The sequence below is a fragment of the Chryseobacterium daecheongense genome, from assembly GCF_003729955.1.
Taxonomy (GTDB): Bacteria; Bacteroidota; Bacteroidia; order Flavobacteriales; family Weeksellaceae; genus Chryseobacterium; species Chryseobacterium daecheongense.
On the sequence record NZ_RJTX01000002.1, the window covers coordinates 420,481 to 442,708 of the forward strand.

The window sequence follows — 22,228 nt, forward strand, 5'->3', positions numbered from 1 at the left end:
TTTTACTTATCAGAGATTTCAGGTATAATTTACAATTATTGTTCGAGCCATTTCTTAAATTCTGCCACCTTATTTTTGCTGATGAGTATTGTTTCAGTATGCTCAGGTTTTACAGTAAGCTTTAGTTGGTTTTTACCATAAATAAGAATCGTAGTAATTGCTTTTACATTAATGATAAACTGCCTGTTGGCTCTGTAAAACATTTTTGGGTCCAAAGTTTTGATCAGTTCATCAAGACTTGAGGTAATACTATACTGACTTTCTGAATTTGTTTTGATATAAACAATATTATTTTCTAAAAAGAAGTAAGCAATATCCCTGGAATCCAAAGAGATAAGCTCATCTTTATGGTAAGTAATAATCCTTCTTTTTGAATTCTCGGTCAGGTTTCCTGTATTAAAGTTGTTATTACTGTTTTGATATTTTTCATGAATAACATTAAGCTGTGTATTTAATGCAGTTAAACCGTTGATCTCATCATTAAGATTTTTGATTTCATTGTCTGTCTGATTTTGATATTTTTTATAAATTACTCTGATCAGGAAGAAACTGATTCCGAGAATCAATAGAGTAGAAATTAAAAATACCAGCGAAAATTTTAAGTATACATATGAAATCTGTTGTTCTATAACTTTGATATTTGCGTGGGAGGCCACCATCCAGTCGCTGCCTTCTACCGGGAATACACTTACAATTTCGGAACTGCGCCCTGAATTTCCATTAAAATTACGTATTCCGGTATTTGCTTTACCTGCATTCAGTATTTCAATAAAATCAGATTTTTTATTGCCGGAGGTGTAACCGGAATTATTTTTATTGATTTTTTGTCCAATCAATGCAGGATTCGGGTGGCAAATTTCAATGCCTTTTCGATTATACATACAAATGAAACCACTTTGGGTATCTGTATTAGAAATGCTGTTTTGAAGATTTTGGATGACGGTTTCTTTGGGAATTCCTTGTTTCAACTGGAATTCTAATAACATACCAATTTCCCGTGCTTCCGTTTTTCCTGCTTCCAGCTTGCTGTTGAGAAGATCTTCTTTAGATGAAGAATATAGATATCTGAATGAATAAAAACTGACCAGCAAAATCACAATGCCTATGGCAAGAAAGGTAGTGATATAAAGATTGAATTTTTTCATTAAGGAAGAATAGTTCTTTATTTTTCAAAAATACGGATTTATTCACGGGGAAATATTCGCTTTTACACTTATATTTTTCCTTTTCATTAACAAAATAGAGTTGTAATGTATTGATTTTCTATAATTTTGGTTCAAATCTAAATTATAAGTTCTTTTCCCATGAAAAATAAATTGATCTTGATTTTACTTATTGGCTTTATAGGACTGCAGTTTTTCAGACCCAAAAAAATAGATCAGGGAATGAAGACCGAACATCTTGTAAATGTTCCCAAAGAAATAGATGCCATCTTAAGGAATTCGTGTTTTGATTGTCATTCTTCGGAAGTCAATCTTCGGTGGTATGATGAAATTACTCCTGCCAATTTCCTAGTTAATTCCCATGTAAGACAGGGACGTGAAGTTCTTGATTTTTCAAAATGGAATTCCTGGCCGGAAGCTAAGCAGAATTCTACTATTTATTACTCGATCAATAAAATATTATCCGGTGAGATGCCGGTTCCGAGTTATGCATGGATACATTCTTCAGCAAAACTGAATAACGAGCAAATTTGGATTTTAAAAGACTATGCCTTGTCACTTTCTTCGAAAAAGCCTTCCGAAGCCACCCTTGTAAATGATATTGAGAAACAAAATGATCTAACCATTAGCAATGAAATGAAAGATACCCACGTAAAGCCCGCATTAAATGGCTTACAGTATATTCCGGGTTATCGTAACTGGAAGGCAATCAGTATAACCGATCGTTTTGATAATGGTACAATGCGTATTATTTTTGGGAATGATGTTGCCGTAAAAGCTATTCAAGATGGTAAGATAAGTTCATGGCCTGATGGAAGTATTTTAGCAAAAGCTGCCTGGAAACAAAATCTTCAGAAGGATGGGAATAGTACGCCAGGGGAATTCATTCAGGTAGAGTTTATGGTAAAAGATGCCAAAAAATATGCAGCAACAAAAGGCTGGGGTTGGGGCAGATGGAAAGGGAATGACCTGAAGCCTTATGGAGAAACACCGGATTTTGATAAGGAATGTATTGAGTGTCATAGGCCGGTTGCAAAGCATGATTATACGTTTACGTCGCCTTTGTACCTAATTTCTCAACTTAAAAAAAATCAGACAAAATGAAATATAGCTTGAATTTAATTTTTGTACTTGTTTTGTTGATTTCCTGTCAGCAAGATTCTAAGGAACTGATCAATAAGAATGCTTCTCTTCATCAAAATGATGTATTGAAAGATAACCCACTGCTGATGCATCCGATCACATTGGCAATTCAATCAAAAGACAGTACAATGTCAACATTATATGGAAATGAGATAGCTTTCAGCCATGTAAAGAAAAATTTTAATTCCGATTATCCCCGAAATGCTGTTTTTTATGAAGTTACCTGGAAACAAAAGCCCGATGAGCTTTGGTTTGGAGCAAATATTCCAAAAGAGATCGTATCCATTGAAAAAATAACTTTTGTAGGTAAAGGAGAAGCTGTTTATGAAAAGTATCAGGGAAAACCTTTAAAAAAGGTACAAACTGATAAAAAGACGGAGCCCTCGAGAATAAATTTTATTATTTCCCGAAATAGGGTTGTTTCTCCTTAAATTTTTGTTACCGTATTTTCACGATATTTTTATGAATAATTAGCATTATTCAATTTAAGGTCTGATATTTGTACTGCAGTAGCGGAACTAAATGACCTGTTTTATTTTATGAACATATTTGTGAAAAAATCATTTCTATATGCCTCTTTATGCGCTTTATTGCTGGTTTCATGTAAAAAAGAAATAGAGAAAATAAGCGATACTTTTAAAGATACTTCTTCCATAGAGACTCCGGCGGAGAAGCAGGATTCTATTAAAAAGGATTCTGTAGTACAAAAAGAGTCTATTCCTGCTCCCATGAAGGATAATGGATTTTATGGAGCATTTATACTTCCGAAAGATAAAAAACTTCGAGATTCCATGTTTTCTGTCTTCAGTAAGCAGTATACTGAAAAAGAACGTTATGTTATTCTTGCTTTGAACAGGCTGGATTCTAAAAATAAATGGAATGCAGATACATTGGTGGTTCCAGTGAAGATTGATAGTACATTGATGTCTTATTCACCTTTCCCGGCACAGCTTGACGTATTGAGTCCCGTAAAAAAGTTTGTGGTTTTTTCATATCCTATTCAAGCTTACGGAGTATATTCTAATGGGACATTGGTGAAATGGGGGCCAACAAGTATGGGTAAGAAAGCTGCAAAGACAAAAACCGGCTTAACGTTTGCCAACTGGAAGAAAAAACTGGCGATCTCCACCGTAAGCAGCGAATGGAAATTGCCTTATAACTTCAATATTTTTAATCATGACGGAATTGGATGGCATCAGTATGACCTTCCGGGTTATCCGGCATCGCATTCATGTCTGAGATTGCTTATGAAAGATGCTCAATGGCTGTATTCCTATGCAGATACGTGGGTGTTAAATCCGGGTGGAGCGACTACAAAAGCAAAAGGAACACCTGTTTTGGTATATGGAGATTATCCGTGGGGTAAAAGAAAACCTTGGAGAAAACTGTTGGATGATCCTAATGCCAATAACATTTCTGTAGAGGAAATGACCAAAATGATCGAGCCGAATATTGAAAAAATAGTACAGGAGCAGGATAACAGAGAAAAAGTGGTGGATTCTATAAAAGCAGCAAAAGCAGTGCTGGAACAAATGCCAGAAACTCCGAAAACTGTAGAACCTTAATTCATGATTAAGGTTTCTTCTCAAACTGCAGGGTAGATTCTTCTGCAAACTTTCTCAGTTTCAGCATTTCACCTTTGGCCTTGTTTTGTCCGAATCTTGCTGCGGCATACGTTAATCCTATACACACAAGCATAACAAAAGAAGCATTTAAAGCCCATGGGAATTCTTTGCTGTTGATTTGCTTTTCAACGTAGTACATGGTGAAAAAAGTCATCCATAATATGGTGAAAGAAAAATAAAGGAACATGAAGAACGTCCATACTGCTGAACTAGGTCCGAATACACCTCTTATGGCGGTTTGCTCGTCCTCTGTTTCTATTCTTAATGAGAGCCTGGGTTTCCAGTAATTATCATCTTCTGTTTCTACACAAATAGTAGCCACTTCCTTGTTGATGTTGCCGGAAAACTCATCTTTGTGCTCATTAAGATAAGTTTTCAGGTTTTCTGCATATTCTTCTTTGGTAAGGTCTGTAAACATTTTGAACCTCGGCCGGGTTCTTATTTTGTCTAAAGTGGTTTCTTCGGTTTTCATATTAATCTTGATCTTGATAAGGAATAGGGTCTTCCAATATAAAGCTTAAGGTCAGTTTTTCTGTTTTTCTCTGTACCACCATAGTGATGGTTTTCCCTTCCTGGGATTTCATGATTTCCATGATTTTTTCCAAGGTCATATCGGAAGTTTTGCTTCCGTTGATGGTAATGATCTGGTCATCCTTTTTAAAGCCAGCCAGATCAGCTGGTGAATCTTTTCTTACTCCGGAAATAGAGAAAATAGGTTTTAAGACAAATTTATATTGAAATCTTTCACCCGCTGTCAATTCAGCGGCAACTTTATTGGTTTTGGTAGTTTCTATGGAAACAAAATCTTTTTCCCACTGAAGTCCGTCCTGTCTGAAATCAAGCCCGCTCATGTTAAAATGAAAAGGATCGCCAAAACTCCTGTTTTTTTTCAAATACAGCTTCTCATTAGGATAATCAAAAATAACTGTAAAACGGCGCATTATTTCGCCTCCTACGGAACCTTTTCTATTGTCTACTATGGTTACATGCTGGATCGAGTACTCATCCGGCATTGCAGTAAGGGGTTTTTCAAATTTAAAGTCACCGATATAAAAATTGTGAATGCGGCTTCTTTTGCCAAAAATGTCGCCATTAAAACCTCTTCCTAAAAAGTCATCGATATTAGGCCGGTTATATACAAAATTTTTGATGAGGGTAGGGAAGAGCCAGATAGGATCACTGTTTCCCAAATCGATCAGTAGTTTGGAGCTTTTCTTTTCATTCGTCATTTCTACATCTGCATAGATGTAGGGTTTGCTTTTTTCAATGGTGATAGGGAATTCTTCAAACTTTTGTGCTTTCTTTCTGAATAAACGGTCATCATTATAAACAGTGATTTTTTTTGAAAGATAATCTATGGCAACAGGATGATTTTTAAAGAAATGATAGCCAATAACTCCATTTACAGGAATTCCAACATGAGTAGAGATGTTGAATTCCTGATTGGTAATGATGAAAACCGTCATGGAGCCATTGATGAAATTATCTCCCACTTTTCCAACATTGTGATCCGATCTGAACCCATCGATGCTTAGATCTCCGCCCAATCCGGAAAACCTGATCTTTTCCACATTGCTTAATCTGACCTCTTTATTCTCTAAACTGAAAAGCAGTGTCTCAGCCACCCCTGTATCCAGTAAAAAGGTAAGCTCTGCTCCGTTAACAGTAATAGGAATGAAAATAAGATTATTGATAAGTTTGAAAGGTATAACAGTTTTTTTAGCGTCTTTTATTTCAAAAGCGTTTTGTGCATTGATGAAAATGCTGAAAAATAGAGTAAGAATAAAATATCTTAAATTCATTTACTGAATTTAGTGAAATTATCCTTACGAAAAATAAAAAAGATTCTCAATGGTGAGAATCTTTGTATAAACTGCAATATAATGAGTTATTATTTGATTAATATGGGTTATTTTGAGAAAAACTCCATTAAATCCATATAGTTTTTTTGGTTGACTCCGTGTCCGCTCATGTATTCGCGGAACGTAAAATAACAGTTGAGATCATATAACAGGTCTGCTGCTTTTCTTCCCCAGTCTAATGGAATTACGGCATCATCTGTTCCGTGAGAGATAAAAAAACGCAAGTGCTCCAGCTTCTTTTTGTCTTTAATGATGTTGCCCAATAATTTATTTTCAGGATAAGCGCTCATACAGGCCACACGATTAAACAGTTCAGGATATTGTAAAGCTAGAGCATAACACAAGATTCCTCCCTGGCTGAAACCGCAAAGATGAGTCTGCCCTTCAGATAGCCCATAACGGTTAATGATATCAAGAATACTTTCCAAAACAGCCCGAAGAGATTCCTTGGCCTGATCAACATTTATAAAATTTTCAGGGTTATCAAAATCTATATCGTACCAGGAATATCCGTCAAATTGAGTTGTTCTTGGCGCCCTGAAACTTACGATAAGCCAATCTTGAGGAAGTGTTTCTCTGAAACTGAAGAGGTCCTGTTCATTACTTCCATATCCGTGAAGCATAAAAAGTACAGGTGTATTGGGAGTTATATTTTCCGGTTCTCGAATGATGTAATCTAAATTCATAAAGCAAATATAGTTATAAATTGAATTAAAAAAAGGACTTGATATTAGAATATTTTGTATTTAAAGTTATCATTTAAATTAATTTTATTTTAACAATTGATTAGTAATTATTTATGAACTTTATTTGAATTTTGATTTAATCAATAAATTGCAAAATTTGACTCTGTTTTTTCTTTTTATTGATTTGATATTGTTTGGAAAACTTTATTGGAAATTTTTCAAAAAAGTTATTTTTATATTGATAAAAAACTTATATTTGGAACATTAAAAATCTATTTGGAGAAATGAAGCAATTTTACAAATCAAAAAGTTTACTTAGACTTTCTTTTTTATTCATCGTATTATTCTCGGTAATTTCTGTTGTTAATTCTTGTAAAGATGATGACGATGAAGAATTCACAGATCATATTGTTCAGTTTGAAGCGAAAATAGTGAATGGGGGACCATCTACTCCGCCGCCAACTACATTTAGTAAATTCAAGACGATTTTTACACAGGTTGGAACAAGTGCAAACAACATCTACGATACACCAGGTTTTACATGGACAAGCGGAGAGTTTTTTGTAAACTCAAGTCAGTCTCAATTAAATTTAGCAGCTAACGCAGAATTGTTGCATGCAGATTCTAAGTTAACAGTAACGATCTGGATTGATGGTGAAGTTGCGGAAACTAAAACGGTTGAAGGAAGTGGAACGAAAAGTGTTTCAGTTGCCCATAGTTTCTTAGAGCTATAAATCAAAGCAAGTTATATTACAATACAAAAATACCGCCCAACAGCGGTATTTTTTTTATCTAATCATTCTTCTATCATATTTTGTTGCAGGGCGATGGTAATAAGTTCTGTGGAGTTCTTTGCCTGGAATTTCTGTAAAAGGTTTTTCCGATGGGTATCCACAGTAAGAGGACTCAGGAAGAGCTCTTCGGCGATCATACTGCTTGTTTTTCCCTGGGCGACAAGTTTCAGAATCTGTTTTTCCCGCTTGGTAAGTCTGGGTAATGAAAGCTCGCTTTGAGAAGGTTTGCTGATGATCTGTTTCGTTTCATTACAGAATACAATATTTCCGGAAAGTGCTCCCTTGATACATTCTATGAGCTCTTCGATAGAGGTATTCTTTAATAAATAACCGCTGGCTCCGTTTTGGATACATTGCATGATAATGCTGCGCTCAGAACGGTTGCTGAACATGATAACAGAAGTATCGGGGGATATCTTCTTAATATCCTTGCATAATTCAATACCATTGGCATCAGGCAAAGTAATATCAAGTAGGATAATATCAACGATATTGGATTTTACATATTGAGTGATCTCCGAAGCTGAAGTAAAACTTTCGGAGATGTTAAAGAACGATTGGTTTTTAAGCATCATTTTCAACCCTTCAATAACGATGGGGTGATCATCTACAATGACGATATTTATTTTATGAGATTGCATAGGTGTTTAATTCAATATTGATAATGGTTCCTTCATGATCTGAGTTGATCTCCATTTTACCTTTGAGGTAATTCACCCTGTTTTTAAGATTATGGAGCCCCATACTTTTGGATTTTTTAAAATCTTCTTCTTTAAATCCTTTCCCGTTATCTTCAACGGTAATCATGAAATATTCTTCAGATTGGGAGCATTGCAACAATATATTGGTTGCCTTTGAATGCTTTACTGAATTGGTCAATAACTCTTGGGCAATTCGATAAATATTGAGCTGTATGGATAAAGGAATGTTTTTACTGATGTTAATAGGCTGAAAATCCACTTCCAAGTCTTTCCTGGTATAAAAGTCACAGAGATCTTTTAATGCGGTTTCCAGGCCGAAATTCAACAAGGATTCGGGCATTAGGTTCCGGGCTACATGTCTTAATTCCGTAACAGAATGATCCAGTTGATTTAGAATTTTATAGAAATCTTTATGCTGATCCGCTTCCAGGTTATTGGATGACCAGGTGGAAAAGTTGATTTTAACGCCCGCAAGCATTCCGCCAAGACCATCATGAAGATCTTTGGCAATACGTTCCCTTTCCCTTTCTTCGCCTTCCAGAATAGCTTTTGTAAGCGATAATTCTTCCTTTTGCTGGATGTCTTTTATTTTTTGCTGAAGATTGATCTCCTTTTGTTCAGACAGTTTTTTGTTTTTTCTGTAGAGAAGGAAAAGGAAAATCAGCAAGCTGAGAAACAGTAGTAAAACCAATCCTAAAATCCATAAATAGGAGTCTTTTTTATTGACCTCCAATTGTTTTTGAATTTTTTCCTTATTGAGCCGGGCGATTTTTCTTTCCGTTTCTGCTTTTTTGTATCTGGCTTCGAGGTCGGCTATATTTTGATGGATAAGCACAGTATTGCTACTATCAATAGAATTGATAAGTTTTTCCCCATATAAATTAACATTGGCTGTGTCCTTGAGAGCAGTGAAGTTTCTCACCAATTCTTTTAACGTTTCTTGCTTGTTCTTTTTATAAGGGGATGTTTTGCACACTTCGGCCAGGATCTCATTGGACTTATGATAGTCTTTCATCTCCCGGTAGATTTTCTGTTTAAACAAGTTTATTCTTTCAATGATAGCAGTATTCTTATATTTTTCGGCATTATTGAGACCTAAATCAAAATCTTTGAATGCTTCAGAAAAGTTCCCCAGTTTCATCTGGTAATATCCCAGAGTACTGAAGTAAAAAGAGTGAAAATTGGATTCCGGATAGTCTTTAATGATGGCATAGGTTTTATTCAATTCTTTTTTCGCTTCTGCCATCTTATTTTCTCTCATGAGGCACTCTGCTTTTACCAAAAGAGTTTCTCCGAGAAAACCTTTCGATTGTGGAGTCTGTTTTTTTAACCTGTTAAAAAAAGATTCAGCAGTATTGCAATGCTCTATAGCTTTTGTAAAATCCTGCGAATTGTAAAAAGAAAGAGCAACCCCTTTATACAAGCTGCCAATAAGTTCATTATCTCCAATGGATTGTGCCAAAGGAATCGCTTTGGTGATAATGATATTCATAGATTCCACCTCTTTACTCTGCATCCTTTTAAATAAGGACAGATTCTGAAGCATAATAACCCGTATCTTTTTTGCTTCTTTACTTTTATATTTTTTCAGGATGGATTCTATACGGGTAAAATCTTTCTCAAGAAGGTTGACTACGTCCGGCTTAGTAAAATTGATCAAAGATTGGTAATACAGCCCTATATCTTTATACAATTGGCTTTTAGAAGCGCTGCTGATCCCTTGTTTAAGGTATTTGTTATAATTTTCTATATCCTGCCTTGTGAAATAGGTAGCCGCAATCTGATAAGATTTAAGCGCTTTTACTGTATCTATGCTTTCATTATTGGTAGCGGCAACCAGACTGTCAAAATTGCTGTTCTTTTTTTCCAGATAATAGAAATAACTACCCTGAGCACTTGCTTTATATGAGCCCAATACTGAAAATAGTAAGAAAAATACATATTTATTTATCATAATCTGTGTAAGGATTGCTGCCATCCAAAAATAGAAAAATACACCAAGAACTGTGGTATTGCTTCGTGTTATTTTATGATGGTATATGTTGTCAAATATACGAGATCGGCAAATTATACAATATACCTAAAAATAGGTAGAAAAAATTACTGTTTTTTGAGGATTGCAGCTTGTGTGGGGTATAGATAGCTTTGCCTAAGTCACAATGACATGATTACTCAAATTAAACATTAAAATTAATATTAAATGAAAAAGAAGATCTTTTTACTGGGCCTGATTTCACTTTTTGGAATGATGAATGCACAAAGAGTACAGAAAGGGGAAGCCCAGGTAAATGCAGGTATCGGATTAGCAAATGGATGGGGAATGCCTGTTTATGCGGGTTTTGATTATGGAATTCATAACGACATCACCATAGGAGCCGAAGCGAGCTTTACTACCGAAAAATATACAGGAGATATCAAAGGAACCTGGATCGGAATTGGAGTGAATGGGAACTACCACTTTAATACTCTTTTTAAAATACCGAATAAGTGGGATATTTATGCAGGGGTAACATTAGCTTACAACTCATTCTCTTACAAGTATAAAGGCTCAGACTATGACTATTTTGGAGGAGAATCTTCAGGAGTTGGTTTTGCAGGGCAAGCCGGAGCAAGATATTATTTTACGGATCATTTCGGAGTAAATGTGGAATTCGGGGGTGGTACGATAGCCTCAGGAGGAAAAGCAGGGATAACTTATAAATTTTAAACCAATAGTAGTATAATAAACCAAAAATTATGAAAAAAATCAATATACACCAAACGCTCAAGTATACATTTGTTGTTTTATTAACGGCATTATTTTTAGGCATTACATCTTCATGTAGCAATGACGATGATGACAACGGAACAAGCCATAAGGTAGTTTTCAAAGCTACTGCTTCTGCTGGAAGTGATATGGATATGGTGACTTATGGTTATGATACCACTCTTACCACAGCAACGAGCCTTAGCGGTACCACATGGACAAGTCCGGAAATCACCGTTCCTGCAGGCGCTATAGGAGTAAACGTAGGAATGAACGCAATGGGTGCTGATGCTTCTTCTACTTTGAAAGTTCAGATTTTTGTAGACGGAGAACTAAAAAAAGAAGCAACTGCCACAGGACAAGCATTATCAGCACATGCGAACTATAACTTTTAAAAAATGATAACTTTCTCTAAAGCCGTGATGCTATCCGCACGGCTTTTTTACTTGAATTGATTTTCAACAATGAAGTAGTTTTTTCATGCGGTTAATTTTGTATTAAAAAGAAACACTTTGGTTCCACAAGGTGTTTCTTTGATTATACATAAAGTGTCTGAACATTGTTTGATATTTTATCTCTTTAAGAAGAAAATTAATTATATTGGTCTCATATATCCGGAATTAAATAATGTGGAAAAGAATCATTGTATTTATTTTTTTTGCCGTGTCTGTTTTCCTGTTCTCACAACAGAAAAGCACACAATTTTATAAGGATAAGTTCTTTATCTATCAGAAAATTGGTGTAGACAGTGCATTGATATACCTGAATCATGTTTTCTCTTCAGAAAAGGACATTGACCAGGCGTTTGCTCTTACAGCAAAAAGATACCTTCTGACCCTTACGGGAAAGGAAAAGGAAAGCAAAGAATATCTTCCAAAAATTAATCTATACTTACAAAAAATACCGGAAGCGAAGGAAAATTATACTGATCTTTCGCATATCTATAATATATTGGGGAATACCGATATGGCCAATCAGCTTCCGAATGAAGCCCTGAAAAAATTCATTAAGGCTGATTTTTTTGCCCAAAAGAACAATGATATCCGGCAGCATATAAAGATCAAGGGAAATATAGCTTTCGTTAAGCTCAATGTAAAACAAACTGATGAAGCCATACAGGAAACCAAAGAAGTTCTTCAGCTTTTGAAAGAGAATAAAAACTTGTATGAGAAAGAGAATTTTGAAATCATATACAACAATCTGTTTTCTAACCTGGGACATTTATATTCTGATAAATTTATTGCGGATCCGGATAAGAATAAGAAATATGCAGACAGTGCATCAAACACACTGTTTCGATTGCTTGAAGTGGCAAAAGATGAAAAATTATTGGCAGGAACCTATTTGATGTTAGGGACGCTCAACAATAAAAAACAAAATTACGGAGGAGCAACCCGGTATTATCTAAAGAGTTTGGACCTGTATAAATCGCTGAATTTTAAAGACGAAATCTTTAACCTGAAGTATAATATAGGAGTCAATTATTATGAGCAAGGAGATTATAAAAAATCCAAATCCAATTTCCTTGAGATATCCCGTTCAATGGAAAAAGAGGATGTAACGAATATTGATTATATTTTTGCCCAGGATTACCTGTCTAAGATTTATCTGAAAGAAGGAAAAACAGATTCGGTAGAATTTTACAGCAATCAATTTGTAAACTTATATAAACGAAATTCGGAAGCGGAAAAAAAAAGTATAGCTGATCTTTATAAACAAATCAATTCCAAAAATCTGAATGACGAAATTTCCAAGAGTTCTTCCATACAGACCAATCAATTGGTTTTAATTATTGCCTTACTGGTAGTATTAGTAAGCATAACTATTTATTTGCTCTATCAGGTACGCAAAAAGAAACATACGGAGCAAAAGCTTAATGATCTGCTTTTGCAGGTAAAAAACAAGGCATTGAATGAGGAGAACCCCAGTAAGACTACTTATACCATAAGCAATGAAAAGGAAGCCGAGATCATGAATAATCTTCTGGAGCTGGAAGAAAAAAAGCTGTATCTGAAGCAGGAGTACAATCAGGCGTATGTAGCTAAAAAATTAAATACAAATACTACCTATCTTTCCCAGACGATCAATAAATACATGAAAAAATCCTTCAGTGAATATACCAATGAGCTCAGGATTAATTATATCCTCAAAGAATTATCAGAGAACAAAAAAATCAGAGGGTACACTACTCAGGCATTGGCTGATCTGGTAGGATATAAGAACGGAATTTCCTTTGCAAGAACCTTCAAAGAAAAAACGGGAGTTACCCCGTTTCAGTATATTGAAAAATTAAATGCTGAGAAAGTTTCTGAATAGATCATTGGATACGTTTTTCTGCTTTAACAAGTTCGTACATATTCTTTAGTGCATTTATTCTGAGAAATACATTCCGCAATCGGTATCAGAATACAAGGATCTATTACATTTCCTGATCCGCCACCATTATTGGTTCCGCCACCTGTCCCACCACGAGGATCATCACCGGTATTAATAGATGTATCTCCGGCAATAATCGCTGACTGTTCTTTTCTGGATAGCTTTTTTAAAGTAAGTTTCGTTTGAGTTTTCATTTCATTTTTTTTATTTTTAATCTCCAACAGGTGGATCGATGCAAGGACATCCTTCCGGCAGTTCATAGCAGAAAATAAGGGTGTCAAGGCATACAATGTTTCCTGTTCCGCCACCATTATTAGTTCCGCCGCCATTCGTTGTTCCACTGCCTTCTTCACCGCCTATAGCCTCATTTCCACCAACGATAAGCATTTGTTCCTTTCTTGATAATTTTTTAAGCTTCGAATTGGATTTAATTTCTTTTTTATTCATATGCTCTAATATTTTATGGTATTGTTCTTTATAAAACTGAATAACGTAAAATTAAAAATTAATGATTGTTCTTGTAACGGATTATTTGGTAATGATACCATTAATTTCGGAATTGTTTTTAATGTCCAGTAAATGAATGTGTTGTGTTGGGTTTTGTGATTGACTTTTTATAAAAAGTTATAGTCTTTTTTATAAAATATCAGGTAACGGCCTTTTTTTATAGTCCGGCTTGAACAACATTTGCAATAGAATTTCTTGCAGGAATATTCCAACAGATTATATAAATCATTCAACCAGATCCTAAATATTACAATTATGAAAACTAAATATTTACTCATTATCATTGCCTTTTTTTTCAAAGTTAAGGCACAGCCCACGATCACAAGTGCAGATATTATTAATGGGACTTTTCAATTTACAGAAATCAGTTTTAATCAGGGAGTTTATACTCCGGGTAATGGAGGTGCTAATGTAACCTGGGACTTTTCTAATGTTCAGGGAACTGTAGGAGGAGTAAAACTTCTTTACGGAAACTGTTCTTCGTCTGTTCCTGAATGTGCATCATTTCCGACGGCAAACAGATATGTGGTAAGTTTAGACAATAGCGGAAACCAAAGTGATGACAAGAATTTATTTAGAGTGACCAGTACTCAGTTTGAAGCCATAGGGGCAAGGAATATTGCCAATAACTTTACCCTTACTTATACGGATACTCCTATTGAACTAAAATTTCCCACCACTTATTTACAGTCTTTTACGGATACCTCTTCCTATACGGTAAATGGAGTAACTACCAATACCAATGATGTAATTACCGTAGACGGATATGGTACTGTGAAAACTCCGGCAGGGACATATACTAATGTTCTGAGAGTAAAAAAAGCAAGTACCGTCAATATAAGCATGGGAGGTTCTACTGTATCAACCACTCAAATTACTACCTATACCTGGTATAAAAATAACAGGGAACAGATTGCAGGATTTTCGGTTTCTAATATGACATTTCCTATGCCACAGGCACTGCCTTCAACATTTCAGTATACTACCAATGCAACGAATTTAGCGGTTAAGGAAACTTTTGTAGAAAAACCGGCGGTTTTATATCCCAATCCTACAAAAGACGGAAAAGTATGGATCGATATTAAAAACAACAGCATGAAATCCATTTCAGTATATGATATCTCCGGTAAAAATATACTGACTCTGCCAGCAAGTCAAACAAAACAGACAGAAGGGAAGTATATGGTTGATCTTCAAAGCTATCCGGATGGAAGTTATATCATAAAAGTGGAAACAGATCAGAATACGGTTTCCAAAACCATACAGCTGATGCAAAAATAAAATTTTAATTAAATAAGAATTATGAAACGAATCAATTTACGCCAGACACTTAAACAGGTATTTGTTTTTCTATTAACAGCATTATTTTTAGGTATTGCCTCTTCATGCAGTAATGACGATGACGATAATGGGAATGGAGAGGGAAATGGTGGCGGAACTAGCGGAGCCAATTATAAAATAACCGTTACATTGAATGGAGTAAATTCTACGGACGATTATGTTTCGGTGGTCGCTTCAGGCAGCAATCATCAAAACAGCAGTTCTATCTGGAAAATCAATGGAACCACACAAAACGGACAGACAGCAGTAGGATTGGATAAGAATAATTTTTCAGGTTCCACTAAAACCTATATTATTGAGACCAATTCTCCTATCGCAGCTTTATCTGCCTCCATTCAGGTTGTTAATTTTAATTCCACGATTACCGGGTCTTATAAAATTGAAAAAAATAATGATACAGTAGTTAATGAAACGATCAATCTAACCACCAATGGTGCTGATTTTACCAAACACTATACATTCTAAATGATAACTTTTTAAGAAGCAGTGATGTTTCGCATAACTTTTGTACTTGAATTATTTTAAGAGATGAAGTAGTTTTTTCATGCTGATAATTTTGTATTAAAAAGAGACACTTTGATTCCAAAGTGTCTCTCTCATTATAATGATATTGTTTGAAGCTTGTTTTACTGAACTTTAATGACAAAGTAGTTTTTCTTACCTTTCTGAAGCAATAAAAACTTACCGTTCAGTAGATCGCTTTCATTGGCGATGAAAGTATCGTTCACTTTTTGTTTGTTTATAGAAATCGCATTTCCTTTTATTTCTCTCTGAGCTTCACTTTTGGATTTTAGAAATCCAGATTTTTCAGAAAGAAGATCAATGATATTAATTCCTAAAACATCAGCTTTGGCAATTTCTTTTTGGGGAACTCCATCAAACACTTCCAAAAAAGTTTCTTCATCAAGGCTTACAAGATCTTCTGCAGTAGAACGGCCAAAAAGAATCTCGGAAGCTTTTAAAGCTTTTTCATATTCTTCCTTTCCATGAACCCAAACGGTAACTTCCTCCGCAAGTTTCCTTTGAAGCTTTCTTTCGTGTGGAGCGGTTTTATGTTCTTCAATTAAACTTTCAATTTCTTCTTTACCTAAGAAAGTATAAAATTTAATGAACCTTTCTGCGTCATCATCTCTTGAATTGAACCAAAATTGATAGAATTTATAAGGAGACGTTTTCTTTTTGTCCAGCCAGTAATTTTCACCACTTTCAGATTTTCCAAACTTCGTTCCATCCGCTTTGGTGATCAAAGGAACAGTTAAAGCAAAGGCTTCACCCTGTGCTTTTCTTCTGATCAATTCCGTACCTGTAGTAATATTTCCCCACTGGTCCGAACCTCCCATTTGTAGTTTTACATTATTATTCTGGTATAAATGAAGAAAATCATACCCCTGAATAAGCTGGTATGTAAATTCCGTAAAGCTCATTCCTTCTGCGCCTCCTTCTCCGGTAAGTCTTTTCTTTACAGAATCTTTGGACATCATATAGTTTACCGTGATGTTCTTTCCAACATTCTTAGCAAAATCCAGGAATGAAAAATTCTTCATCCAGTCATAGTTGTTCACCAATTCTGCTTTATTCGGTTCGTTACCTTCAAAATGTAAAAATCTTGAAAGCTGGTTTTTAAGACAGTCTACATAATGAAGTAAAGTGGCTTCATCCAAAAGATTTCTTTCTGCAGATTTCCCGGAAGGATCTCCGATCATACCCGTTGCACCACCTACTAAAGCGATAGGTTTGTGGCCATGCTGCTGAAAGTGTGCTAAAATTTTTATCTGAATAAGACTTCCGATATGCAAAGAATCCGCTGTTGGATCAAAACCAATATACGCAGTAGTCACCTCTTTATTCAGTTGCTCATCGGTTCCGGGCATCATATCGGCAAAAAGACCACGCCATTTTAGTTCTTCAATAAAGGAATTCATTTATATTTTCTTTAAAATTTAACGGTGCAAAGATAATAAATTCAATGGTAATAAGGTGAAACCGGAATAGTTAAAAGGTAAAATTGCAAAATCGTGAAATCGCTTAGAGCCGGATTGCTTCAAGGTAAGCGTACTTTTGGTCATTCAGAATGAAGAATCTCATTGCGGAATGACTTTTGCGATTTCACTCAAATACGTTATATTTGTTAGTAATGAACGACGAACAACTATTCCTGCTTATTCAGAAAGCAAAGGACAAAGACCAGAAAGCCCAGACGAAACTCATTAATGTTTTTTGGGTGGATGTTTTTTCTTTTGTCATGAAAAAGGTGAGGGACGAGAATGATGCTGATGAAATTACCGTTAACGTTTTCTCCAAAGTATTATCGAAACTGGATATGTATGATCCACATTTTCAGTTTAAAACATGGATTCTGACCATTGCTCAAAATACAGTGATTGATTTCTGGAGAAAACGAAGCAGGGAAAACCAGGATGCTACGGAGAATCTTGAAGAGGTAAAAAACCAATATGCAAAGTCCCCTGAAGAACTGATGATCTCTGAAGAAGAGCAGAAAAAGATCATTAAAACTATAGAATCTTTAGATGCCAATTACCAGGATATTATCAGACTAAGGTTTTTTGAAGAAAAAAGCATTAAGGAAATTGCTGATGAATTAGGGATTTCCGTTGCCAATACCAAAGTAAGGGTAATGCGTGCTAAAAAAGTCTTAGCGGAACTTTTGAAAAATAATGAGTTCGAAGAAGATTAATATAAATTAAATCTTTAATGGTTTAACTATATATAAATTTCCGCCTTTGTTTTTGGTAAAACAATTTTTCTCTGATCTTCCAGGTTCCTGTTTTGCAGATTAATCTTCATTCCTTTTTTAATATAAGTTTCCTGCTGGGATTTTCCGTTTTCAGGAATATCGGTGCTCTCAACTTCTTTAGTGTATTTCAGTTGCCCGGTAGAAAGATTAAAATCTACATCTACCCAATAATCTCCGGGTCTTCCGTAAGAGGAAGAATGCCCGATCAGTTCAAAACGTCCGTTCTGAAATCTGTATTTATCTGTATATCCCCATTTCCAGCTGCTTCCACCGGATTGGGAAATCATGAGAATGCCCTTTTCAATTGTAGTGTCACCATAAGGATCTCCCATCATTCCGCCGCCTTTACTTTCCAAAATTGCTTTTCGGGATTTTTCTAAAATAGTCCATTTTCCATTTACCTTTTTCAGAATCTGGATTTCCCGGATATTTCCCATATCGGTAGTATCTTTTGTATTGTATATGATAACTTTTTCAGGAGTTTTATCGCCGTCTAGATCTCCGTCTACGGTTTCAATAATCTCCGAACCTGTAGGCTGAAACTCTTTTTGAGCGAAGCAAAATATCCCGGATAATACGGTTAAAAGGAAAAATATTTTCTTCATTGGTTGTAAATTTGGTAGCATCAAATATACAACCATATTTCAATTATCTGTTCCATCAATTTTTCTGTTAGATGGTTTCCATTAAAAAATCCTTAACTTTGACATTCAATTTTAGAAATGGAAAATTCAGTAGATACTACCGTTCAAAAACCAAAGTGGATTCGTGTAAAACTTCCTACAGGAAAGAACTACAGAGAATTGAGGACTTTGGTAGATAAATATAAATTAAATACGATTTGCCAAAGCGGAAGCTGCCCGAATATGGGTGAATGTTGGGGAGAAGGTACAGCTACCTTCATGATTTTGGGGAATATTTGTACCAGAAGCTGCGGATTTTGTGGGGTGAAGACCGGAAAACCATTGGATGTCAATTGGGATGAACCGGAAAAAGTTGCCCGCTCGATCAAATTAATGAAAATCAAACATGCAGTTCTTACCTCTGTAGACCGTGATGATCTGAAAGATATGGGGTCTATTCTTTGGGCAGAAACCGTAAATGCAGTGAGAAGAATTTCCCCGGGAACCACTATGGAAACCTTAATTCCGGATTTCCAGGGAATCACCAAACATTTGGACAGATTGGTAGATGTTGCTCCGGAAGTAATCTCCCACAATATGGAAACGGTGAAACGTTTAACCAGAGAAGTAAGAATCCAGGCTAAATACGAAAGAAGCCTTGAAGTGTTAAGATATTTGAAAGAAGCAGGACAAAGAAGAACAAAAACAGGAGTAATGCTTGGATTGGGTGAGACAAAAGATGAGGTGTTTCAAACCATCGAAGACATCAGAAATGCCAATGTGGATGTAATTACTTTAGGACAATATCTTCAACCGACGAAGAAGCACTTACCGGTTAAAAAATTCATTACGCCGGAAGAGTTTGATGAATTCGGGGATTTTGCAAGAAGCTTAGGTTTCAGACATGTTGAAAGCTCTCCTCTTGTAAGAAGCTCTTACCACGCAGAAAAGCATATTCATTAAAATACAATCGCTCCCAACCGGAGCGATTTTTTTATTTAATAACCGAATCAGCTTCAACCTCAACCTCAACCTCAACCTCAACCTCAATCTCAACCTCAATCTCAATCTTATCCTATAATATCTATCTTATCTAAATGCCTTTTCCTGAACTCCGAAGGTGTTTCTCCCACATACTTTTTGAATAATTTATTGAAATAAGAAAGGCTCTCAAAGCCCACCATGAAACAGACTTCCGTAATGGAAGATTCTTTCAGTAAAAATATTCTGGCCTGGTTGATCCTGTAGTTATTCACGAAATCCGTAAATGTCATATTGGTTTGCTTCTTAAAATAACGGCAAAAAGCAGGTGTACTCAGGCTTACGATCTTTGCAATTTCATTCACATTAGGTCTTCTGTCATAATTTCCATGAATATAATCATAGATGGTACCCATTCTGATCTTGTCATTCAGAAACCATTTAATCCGGGTATCTTCACTGTTCAGTTCCTTGACTTCTTTGGATTCTGCCAGGATTTGTAATATTTCAAGCAATCCCAATAATGCATCAAGCGAATTCTTTTTTCTGAGGAAATGAAGCTTTTCTACCACCAGCTTTTTGGTTTCTCCATAAAATGACAATCCCAGATAAGAACGTTCCAGAAGAAGTCTTATTTTTTCAAATTCAGGAACGGGAACAATCATATTCTGAAGAAAATCTTCCCTCATCTGCAAGACCATTTGCCAACAACCAGTCTGGATTCCGTAATCGAAATTAAGATGCGGGACATTGGAGCCGATCAAAAGAAGATCACTTTCCGTAAATCCGGAAATATCTTTTCCCACGTGACGGATTCCACTTACGGCTTCTACATAAACCAACTCAATTTCGGGATGATGATGCCAGAAAAAGCAATTCTTTAATGAAGGAGAAAAAAGCTTGAAAGACTTGCCGTTTTCAAACTCAATAATTTCTTTCTGGATTTTCATTTGGTTCTATTTTAATGATTTGGTAGGTTAAAATTAATAATTAAGGTTAATACAGAACAAATTTATATCATTCAAAGAGAAGTAAAAACCAATATTTCTCTCGATTTTTGCACTTTCAAACTATACAATTGATTAGAAGGTTGATTTTTTTCTAAAAAATGTTCAAAATCATACCCGATCAATTGCTGAACTTTAAAATATAACAGGAATGATTGATAAACGGATAATACCACTGGCCATTGGTGGTTTGGGGATTGGAACTACAGAATTTACAATCATGGGATTGCTTCCCGATATGGCCAAAACATTACAGATTACCATTCCGGAAGCCGGGCATTTAATTTCTGCCTATGCTTTAGGGGTAGTAATCGGGGCACCCATATTAATTGGCTACTCAGTGAAGTTTCCGCCAAAGAAAGTGTTGATTGCACTAATGATTCTTTTTACATTGTTCAATGCATTATCAGTGGTAGCACCTGATTATACGACGATGATGATCATTAGGTTTATGGCCGGATTACCTCATGGGGCATTTTTCGGAGTAGGAACGGTAGTTGCTTCAAGATTGGCCGGAAAAGGAAAAGAAGCGTTTTACATCTCTTTAATGTTTACCGGACTCACAATAGCTAACCTTGCGATGGTTCCATTGGTTACTTATATCGGACATACTTTTCACTGGCGGTGGTATTTTGCTATTGTAGCAGTGATCGGCTTATTGACTTTATTATCTCTGAAACTCTGGCTTCCCGTGATGGAAAGAAAAGAAGACAGTCATTTCCTGGAAGAGCTGAAATTCCTTAAGCGCAAACAATCATGGCTGGTTTTATTGATTACTGCGATAGGATTTGGAGGGCTTTTTACATGGTTCAGCTATATTACACCTTTAATGACGATAGTTGCAGGGATTAAAAGCAGTCAAATAGCCTATGTTATGATCCTCGCTGGAGGAGGAATGGTGGTGGGAAATTTAGCCGGAGGATTTTTATCCGACAGATTAAACCCTGAAAAAACCTGTTGTTTATTACTTTTTTTAATGATGTCTTCATTAGCAGGTGTTTATTTCCTTTCGGAATATCAAAATATAGCTTTGGCGCTCACTTTCGTTTGCGGTGCATTATCTATGTCTGTTTCGGCACCTATTAACATTATGATGATGAAAGCTGCTCCCAAAAGTGAAATGATGGCAGCCGCCTTCATGCAGGCTGCTTTTAATATTGCCAATGCAATGGGGGCATTTTTAGGAGGAATTCCTTTGGAATATGGATTATCATTCAATTATCCTGCATTGGTAGGAGTGGGGATGACTTTTATAGGGTTGATGATCAGCATCAGATATATGTATTTATACAGATCAGCAAACAACGAGGAAGAAGAAATAATGGCGGAATACGTTTCTTAGATCCATAATAGATATGGTTTTCATTGAAATATTTATACGTCAAAAAAAGCTGTCTTCCATGATCTCACAGAAGACAGCTTTTTCTCTTTTATTTAATTGTTTATGCCTCTACCTCATCGCCGTTTTTACACCAGTAAAGGGCGTTGTATAGGTTTTCTTTCGGAAAAGATTTAAATTCTCCGGGCATTAAAACACTGAAAATATCAGTGAAGTTCTGCACTCCTTCCTTGTCAGTGACAATGGCGGTGCGGTTCCACTTTGTTAGATTCTTCAACCCTAAAAGTGCGTCCTGCAACCATGCTCCCATGGTAAACTTATTCAGGTCTGTATCCAGATAAAGCAGATAATTGAGTTCTTTGAACTCATCTACTTTAGCTTTTACACGGGGAATAACAACACTTTCAAAATCCTCTTTGGTTACTTCACCGGTTGCGTTGAAAGCCGCAACATTCTCCGGTGCTTCAGGAATAATCGTAATCATACTCTAATATTTAATGTGGTTGATTTTGATGAAACAGCAATAATTAAACCAATGTTTGGTGAAAAATTGTTAAAAAAGGTATAAATATTGATTAT

Annotated in this window: 24 protein-coding genes; 12 read left to right on the forward strand and 12 right to left on the reverse strand. The window is 35.6% G+C overall.

What is annotated here, in order from left to right:
- Positions 1-35 precede the first annotated feature (35 nt).
- Complete coding sequence (locus EGI05_RS10425; RefSeq protein ID WP_123262990.1) at positions 36-1,145, reverse strand: LytTR family transcriptional regulator; 1,110 nt, start codon at positions 1,143-1,145, stop codon at positions 36-38.
- Positions 1,146-1,304: 159 nt separating this feature from the next.
- Here EGI05_RS10425 and EGI05_RS10430 point away from each other — a divergent pair, with 159 nt between their 5' ends.
- The 3 genes from EGI05_RS10430 (at position 1,305) to EGI05_RS10440 (ending at position 3,871) form a co-directional block, all read left to right on the forward strand.
- Complete coding sequence (locus tag EGI05_RS10430; protein ID WP_123262991.1) at positions 1,305-2,267, forward strand: cytochrome P460 family protein; 963 nt, start codon at positions 1,305-1,307, stop codon at positions 2,265-2,267.
- An 8-nt stretch (positions 2,268-2,275) separates the two neighbouring features.
- Positions 2,276-2,737 (forward strand): cytochrome P460 family protein, encoded by a 462-nt coding sequence (locus EGI05_RS10435; protein WP_166668345.1) that lies wholly within the window; start codon positions 2,276-2,278, stop codon positions 2,735-2,737.
- Between the two features lie 120 nt (positions 2,738-2,857).
- The gene (locus tag EGI05_RS10440; RefSeq protein WP_123263379.1) at positions 2,858-3,871 is read left to right on the forward strand and encodes a L,D-transpeptidase; all 1,014 of its coding nucleotides are present in this window, start codon (positions 2,858-2,860) and stop codon (positions 3,869-3,871) included.
- A gap of 7 nt (positions 3,872-3,878) precedes the next feature.
- On the opposite strand, the gene EGI05_RS10445 is transcribed toward EGI05_RS10440, so the two are convergent.
- From EGI05_RS10445 to EGI05_RS10455, 3 genes are all read right to left on the reverse strand, one after another.
- Positions 3,879-4,403, reverse strand: a complete 525-nt coding sequence (locus EGI05_RS10445) for a hypothetical protein (RefSeq protein ID WP_123262993.1) — start codon at positions 4,401-4,403, stop codon at positions 3,879-3,881.
- A 1-nt stretch (position 4,404) separates the two neighbouring features.
- Complete coding sequence (locus tag EGI05_RS10450; RefSeq protein WP_123262994.1) at positions 4,405-5,733, reverse strand: PDZ domain-containing protein; 1,329 nt, start codon at positions 5,731-5,733, stop codon at positions 4,405-4,407.
- A 107-nt stretch (positions 5,734-5,840) separates the two neighbouring features.
- Entirely contained in the window at positions 5,841-6,479 is a 639-nt protein-coding gene (locus tag EGI05_RS10455) for an alpha/beta hydrolase (protein ID WP_123262995.1), read from the reverse strand.
- Positions 6,480-6,763: 284 nt separating this feature from the next.
- Here EGI05_RS10455 and EGI05_RS10460 point away from each other — a divergent pair, with 284 nt between their 5' ends.
- Entirely contained in the window at positions 6,764-7,213 is a 450-nt protein-coding gene (locus EGI05_RS10460; protein ID WP_123262996.1) for a hypothetical protein, read from the forward strand.
- Between the two features lie 62 nt (positions 7,214-7,275).
- Here the strand turns inward: EGI05_RS10460 and EGI05_RS10465 are convergent, their stop codons facing one another.
- Both EGI05_RS10465 and EGI05_RS10470 read right to left on the reverse strand, forming a co-directional pair.
- Positions 7,276-7,914 carry a response regulator transcription factor gene (locus EGI05_RS10465; protein WP_123262997.1) on the reverse strand — a complete coding sequence of 213 codons (639 nt, stop codon included), beginning with the start codon at positions 7,912-7,914 and terminating at the stop codon, positions 7,276-7,278.
- On the reverse strand, positions 7,901-9,928 hold the full coding sequence (locus EGI05_RS10470; protein ID WP_166668344.1) for an ATP-binding protein: 2,028 nt from the start codon (positions 9,926-9,928) through the stop codon (positions 7,901-7,903). The genes EGI05_RS10465 and EGI05_RS10470 overlap by 14 nt, the downstream gene beginning before the upstream one ends.
- A gap of 246 nt (positions 9,929-10,174) precedes the next feature.
- Between EGI05_RS10470 and EGI05_RS10475 the strand changes: the two genes are divergently transcribed.
- The 3 genes from EGI05_RS10475 (at position 10,175) to EGI05_RS10485 (ending at position 13,036) form a co-directional block, all read left to right on the forward strand.
- Positions 10,175-10,681 carry an outer membrane protein gene (locus EGI05_RS10475; RefSeq protein ID WP_123262999.1) on the forward strand — a complete coding sequence of 169 codons (507 nt, stop codon included), beginning with the start codon at positions 10,175-10,177 and terminating at the stop codon, positions 10,679-10,681.
- Positions 10,682-10,710: 29 nt separating this feature from the next.
- Positions 10,711-11,115, forward strand: a complete 405-nt coding sequence (locus EGI05_RS10480; RefSeq protein ID WP_123263000.1) for a hypothetical protein — start codon at positions 10,711-10,713, stop codon at positions 11,113-11,115.
- Between the two features lie 232 nt (positions 11,116-11,347).
- A complete protein-coding gene (locus tag EGI05_RS10485) occupies positions 11,348-13,036 on the forward strand; it encodes a helix-turn-helix domain-containing protein (protein WP_123263001.1) in 1,689 nt (562 codons plus the stop codon).
- A 23-nt stretch (positions 13,037-13,059) separates the two neighbouring features.
- On the opposite strand, the gene EGI05_RS10490 is transcribed toward EGI05_RS10485, so the two are convergent.
- Together EGI05_RS10490 and EGI05_RS10495 are read right to left on the reverse strand one after the other, a co-directional pair.
- Positions 13,060-13,290, reverse strand: a complete 231-nt coding sequence (locus EGI05_RS10490; protein ID WP_134197432.1) for a hypothetical protein — start codon at positions 13,288-13,290, stop codon at positions 13,060-13,062.
- 16 nt (positions 13,291-13,306) lie between these two features.
- Positions 13,307-13,543, reverse strand: a complete 237-nt coding sequence (locus EGI05_RS10495; RefSeq protein ID WP_123263003.1) for a hypothetical protein — start codon at positions 13,541-13,543, stop codon at positions 13,307-13,309.
- A 315-nt stretch (positions 13,544-13,858) separates the two neighbouring features.
- Between EGI05_RS10495 and EGI05_RS10500 the strand changes: the two genes are divergently transcribed.
- The gene (locus EGI05_RS10500; RefSeq protein ID WP_123263380.1) at positions 13,859-14,884 is read left to right on the forward strand and encodes a T9SS type A sorting domain-containing protein; all 1,026 of its coding nucleotides are present in this window, start codon (positions 13,859-13,861) and stop codon (positions 14,882-14,884) included.
- 21 nt (positions 14,885-14,905) lie between these two features.
- Positions 14,906-15,409: a hypothetical protein gene (locus EGI05_RS10505; RefSeq protein ID WP_123263004.1), complete on the forward strand. Its 504-nt coding sequence runs from the start codon at positions 14,906-14,908 to the stop codon at positions 15,407-15,409.
- 161 nt (positions 15,410-15,570) lie between these two features.
- Here EGI05_RS10505 and tyrS read toward each other — a convergent pair whose 3' ends face one another.
- Entirely contained in the window at positions 15,571-16,866 is a 1,296-nt protein-coding gene (gene tyrS, locus EGI05_RS10510) for a tyrosine--tRNA ligase (protein WP_123263005.1), read from the reverse strand.
- A 212-nt stretch (positions 16,867-17,078) separates the two neighbouring features.
- Between tyrS and EGI05_RS10515 the strand changes: the two genes are divergently transcribed.
- On the forward strand, positions 17,079-17,639 hold the full coding sequence (locus tag EGI05_RS10515; protein WP_123263006.1) for an RNA polymerase sigma factor: 561 nt from the start codon (positions 17,079-17,081) through the stop codon (positions 17,637-17,639).
- Between the two features lie 26 nt (positions 17,640-17,665).
- On the opposite strand, the gene EGI05_RS10520 is transcribed toward EGI05_RS10515, so the two are convergent.
- On the reverse strand, positions 17,666-18,304 hold the full coding sequence (locus tag EGI05_RS10520) for a hypothetical protein (RefSeq protein ID WP_123263007.1): 639 nt from the start codon (positions 18,302-18,304) through the stop codon (positions 17,666-17,668).
- A 117-nt stretch (positions 18,305-18,421) separates the two neighbouring features.
- Here EGI05_RS10520 and lipA point away from each other — a divergent pair, with 117 nt between their 5' ends.
- Positions 18,422-19,285: a lipoyl synthase gene (gene lipA / locus EGI05_RS10525; protein WP_123263008.1), complete on the forward strand. Its 864-nt coding sequence runs from the start codon at positions 18,422-18,424 to the stop codon at positions 19,283-19,285.
- A gap of 107 nt (positions 19,286-19,392) precedes the next feature.
- On the opposite strand, the gene EGI05_RS10530 is transcribed toward lipA, so the two are convergent.
- A complete protein-coding gene (locus EGI05_RS10530; RefSeq protein WP_123263009.1) occupies positions 19,393-20,253 on the reverse strand; it encodes an AraC family transcriptional regulator in 861 nt (286 codons plus the stop codon).
- 208 nt (positions 20,254-20,461) lie between these two features.
- Here EGI05_RS10530 and EGI05_RS10535 point away from each other — a divergent pair, with 208 nt between their 5' ends.
- Positions 20,462-21,652 (forward strand): MFS transporter, encoded by a 1,191-nt coding sequence (locus EGI05_RS10535; RefSeq protein WP_228428586.1) that lies wholly within the window; start codon positions 20,462-20,464, stop codon positions 21,650-21,652.
- Between the two features lie 100 nt (positions 21,653-21,752).
- On the opposite strand, the gene EGI05_RS10540 is transcribed toward EGI05_RS10535, so the two are convergent.
- Positions 21,753-22,133 (reverse strand): SpoIIAA family protein, encoded by a 381-nt coding sequence (locus EGI05_RS10540; protein WP_123263010.1) that lies wholly within the window; start codon positions 22,131-22,133, stop codon positions 21,753-21,755.
- Between the last annotated feature and the right edge of the window lie 95 nt (positions 22,134-22,228).